The 3784-nt window shown below is 68.5% G+C and carries 3 protein-coding genes and 1 pseudogene; all 4 read right to left on the bottom strand.

Annotated features, from left to right (window positions below; all coding sequences use genetic code 11):
- Positions 1-212, bottom strand: a pseudogene (locus tag B7767_RS44620) (peptide ABC transporter permease); the annotation flags it as partial.
- Between the two features lie 107 nt (positions 213-319).
- Positions 320-1993 carry an ABC transporter substrate-binding protein gene (locus B7767_RS14435; RefSeq protein ID WP_085572542.1) on the bottom strand — a complete coding sequence of 558 codons (1674 nt, stop codon included), beginning with the start codon at positions 1991-1993 and terminating at the stop codon, positions 320-322.
- Positions 1994-2392: 399 nt separating this feature from the next.
- Positions 2393-3202, bottom strand: coding sequence for an enhanced serine sensitivity protein SseB C-terminal domain-containing protein (locus tag B7767_RS14430; RefSeq protein ID WP_107486101.1), 810 nt, complete (start codon positions 3200-3202; stop codon positions 2393-2395).
- Positions 3203-3375: 173 nt separating this feature from the next.
- Positions 3376-3784: enhanced serine sensitivity protein SseB C-terminal domain-containing protein (locus tag B7767_RS14425; RefSeq protein WP_143652451.1), on the bottom strand; the 409-nt coding region annotated here is incomplete at its 5' end.

Genomic DNA, 3784 nt, shown 5'->3' with positions numbered 1-3784 from the left:
CGCTTGAGGAAACGCCAGTACTGGACGTAGACGGGCTGGTCCAGCCCGAGCGCGCGGTTGATGCGCGTTACTTCGGCCTCGGTGGCCTTCTCCCCCAGGATCGCTGAGGCGGGTCCACCGGGCAGACGGTCGAGCCACAGGAAGAGCAGAACCGACAGGCCGAGCAGCGTGGGTATGAGCTGGAGCAGTCTTCGTACGACGAGACGCAGCACCCCGCATGCCCCTTTCTTGCGTGATGTCTTACATGAATGGACCCGCCCGGCCGCCGAGTTGCGACGACCGGGCGGACCCCCCGTTTCGGTTTCCTACCGCTGCTCGCCTACTTGAAGGACGTCTCGGAGAAGACTTCCTGCGTCAGCGGGGAGACGTTCGGCGGGTTCACGTTCTTGGCGAAGGCGATGGCCGGCGGGGAGGACGAGATCGGAACACCGGGGAGGTACTCCATGATGGCCTCGTTGGCCTTCTCGTACGCGGCGGTGCGCTCGTCGGCCTTGCCCAGCTTCGAGCCGGCGTTCACGGCGTCGAAGACCTTCTTGTCCTTGAAGCCCCACTGCTTGTCGTACCCGGCGAACCAGGTGCCGATGAAGTTGAAGCCGTCGTTGAAGTCACCGGTCCAGCCGAGCATGTGCAGGTCGCAGGAGCCCGCCTCGGTGGCGTCGATGTAGTCCGGGGCCCACTTCATGGCCTTCGGCGTGACGGTGATGCCGGCCTTCTCCAGGTCGGCCTTCATCAGCTCGAACAGGTCCTGCGGAGCAGGCATGTACGGGCGGGTGACCTCGGTCGGGTAGCAGAACTCGACCTTGAGCTTCTCCTCACCGGCCTTCTTGAGGAGCGCCTTGGACGCGGCGGTGTCGAACGGGTACTTCTTGACGTTCTTGGAGTAGCCCGCGATGGTGTCCGGCATGAACTGGTCGGCGACCTTGCCGCCCTCGGGCAGCTGGGTCTTGACCAGGTTCTCCTTGTCGATCGCCTGCGCGATCGCCTGGCGGACTTCCTTCTTCTTGAGGGCCTTGTTGGCCTCCTGGCTCATGCCCACGTAGAAGAGGTTGAAGACGCCACGGGTCGGGACGACGTAGCCCTGGTCCTCGAGGGTCTTGACGTCGGCCGGGGCGACGAGGTCGTAGCCGTCGATGTCACCGGCCTGGAGCGCCTGGCGGCGACCCTCTTCGGTGTCGATGGTGCGGAAGACCAGGTTCTTGATCTTGGCCTTGTCGCCCCAGTAGTCGTCGAAGCGCTCAAGGGTGACTTCCTTGTTGCCCTTGTTCCACTTCGTGATCTTGTACGGGCCGGTACCGGCGACCGTGCCGGCCTCCTGGCTGTACTTGGGGTACGTGATGGCGTCGCCCTTGGCGGTCGCCTCCTCCTTCGCGTACTCCTTGAGGGCCTTCGGCGAGTGGATCGCCAGGGCCTGGAGGGAGAAGCCGCCGGGGAGGTTGGCGGAGGGCTTCTTGACCTCGATGACGGCGGTGTTCTCGTCCTTCGCGGTGCAGGACTTGTAGTTCGCCTCGGGCGTCTCCTTGTCCTCGTTCTTCGCGAAGCCGCCCATGATGGTCTGCCAGTAGTAGGAGACCGCGCTGGACTGGTAGGTGCCCGTCCAGTTGAACCAGTGGTCGTAGTTGGCGCAGACGGCCGCGGCGTTGAACGCCTCGCCGTCGTGGAACTTCACGCCCTTGCGGAGGTTGAAGGTCCAGACGGTGCCCTCGTCGTTGCTCGACCAGGTCTCGGCGAGGCCGCCGACCAGCTTGGTGCCGCCGGACTCGTGCTCGAGCAGGGCCTCGAACGCCTGGCGCGTCACGCGGAAGGTTTCACCGTCGCTCGCGAGGGCAGGGTCCAGGGAACCCGGGTCACCTGCACCGGCGAAGACGAAGGTGTCCTTCTTGCCGCCGCCGCTTTCGTTGTCAGCGTCCCGTTCGCTGGAGCAGCCCGTGGCGATCAGACCGACCGCCACCGCGGCCGTGATCGCCCGAGCCGGTCGGGACTTGAATATGCGCATACTGGGGCCACTCCGGGTCCGCTATGTGGATGCATCTTGACCGGCCGAACATTACAGACGTTCACAGTCGGTCAGGAACAGTCCGGATAGCGGTGATACCTACCTGAGATCTGAACAGTTGACATAAGGGACGGTTCAGGCGTCCCCCCGTCAGGATTTAACCTGCCGGACACAGAAGCGCCGTTCCGACAGTCGCCCAGGTGGCGCCGGACGGCGTGAAGAATGAGTGAAACCGCAGGTGACAGGCGGTCAACGAGTTGTCGCTGAGTGCGCATGGCCGAAAATGTGGCGCGAAACCAGCGGTGTGCGACAGGCCGGACGGACGCATCGGTTCCGGATCGCGCCACTGTCCACCTGATGGACAGTGACGCTCCGTCACCACGACGGTGTCCGGGCCGGTCAGCCCCGGTGCGCGGGCGGGTAGCCGTAGGCCGCGGCGGGGGACGGCGCGGCGCCGTGGGCCTCGCGGTCGTAGAACGGGCGGGAGTTGACGCGCAGCCACATCGCGACCGGGTCGTGCTCGTCGGACATCGCGACGGTCGACACGGGCAGTCCGTCCGGGACCGCGCCGAGGGACTGCCGCATCATCGCGCGTACGGCGTCCACGGCGGGCGGGGAGGTGTCGTACACGTCCAGGCCGATGGCGAGGTACGGGGCGCCCAGCGCGGGCTGCACCCAGGCGCGGCGCAGGGCGCGGACGGCCGGGGTGCGGTGGGCGTTCTGCGCGAGGAGGGCGTAGAACTGCGGGATCTCGATGGCCGGTTCGGACAGCCGCAGCGGTCCGGCGGGCTGACGGTCCAGGCCGCCGGCGATCCGGCGCAGGTCCAGCCAGGGGATGCCGACGCCGCCGCCGGGGGCGTGCGGATTGAGCCAGAGGCCGTAGTGGTCGGGGTAGAGCGCGCGGGCCACTTCGAGGCCGTCGACCACCTCGTACGACCGGTTCCAGCCGCTGGCGGACAGTTCCTGGGCGGAGGTGACGCAGGGCGCGTAGCCGAGGCCGTCGACCTCCATGTTCCCGTACTGGGCGTCCGGGGAGCCGGCCTGGCCGTGCCAGAGCAGCATCCAGACCTGGCCGGAGGCGGGGGTCGCGAGGGCGCGCAGCAGTGCCTCGTACGCGTCGTAACGCCCGGGCGTCACCTGGCGCAGCATGTGCTCGACCTGTCCGGTCGCCGCGGTGCCAGCGCTCACTTGTATCGCCCCTCCGTACATCGCCAGCCAACGAACCTAGCTTAAGCCGCTGACATTCGGGGGGCTCCCCGGCTGCGGCGGGTACGCGCGAGAGTTCGGGGCTGCGCGTCGTCCGGCGGGTGCCGGTCCGTTGCAGTGGGTCGCGCCCGCGCGGCGGAGCCGCACGTCGACACAGCCCCGCGCCCCTCAGGGGGTTACTGCGAGCGTTCGTAGAAGGGGCGGACCCTGGTGCGGAGCCAGTCGCCGACCGGGTCCTGGGCGATGTCCAGGACGATGAGGTTGACCGGCCAGGGTGCGGGGGTCCGGCCGAGGGCCCGGCCCAGGGCGTTCAGGGGGAGGGTGCGGGCGTCGCCCTCCCACCGGGAGAGTTCCACACCGACGAAGAGGACCGGGTCGGCCGTCTCGATCGCGGCGAGGCAGCGGCGGGCGGTGGTCACCACGCCGAGGGCGTCGAACTCCGCCGAGGCGGCGGCGAGGAAGTCCAGCGGGTCGTCCTGCCAGTCGGGCTCGAACAGCCGGACCCGGCCGCCGGCCGCCGGGCCGTCCAGCGGGGTGCGCCCGGCCCGGCACAGCTCGGCCACGGCCGGCGGCGGCAGCGGGATG

Origin of the sequence: Streptomyces sp. 13-12-16, assembly GCF_002114215.1 — a bacterium.
Classification (GTDB): domain Bacteria; phylum Actinomycetota; class Actinomycetes; order Streptomycetales; family Streptomycetaceae; genus Streptomyces.
Note: the sequence above shows the minus strand (reverse complement) of the source record. Positions and strands in the feature narration are given on the sequence as shown.

Excerpts from the sequence above, each read along its gene's own strand:
- B7767_RS14435 (WP_085572542.1), bottom strand. The coding sequence starts at position 1,993 with ATGCGCATATTCAAGTCCCGACCGGCTCGGGCGATCACGGCCGCGGTG.
- B7767_RS14430 (WP_107486101.1), bottom strand. The coding sequence starts at position 3,202 with ATGTACGGAGGGGCGATACAAGTGAGCGCTGGCACCGCGGCGACCGGA.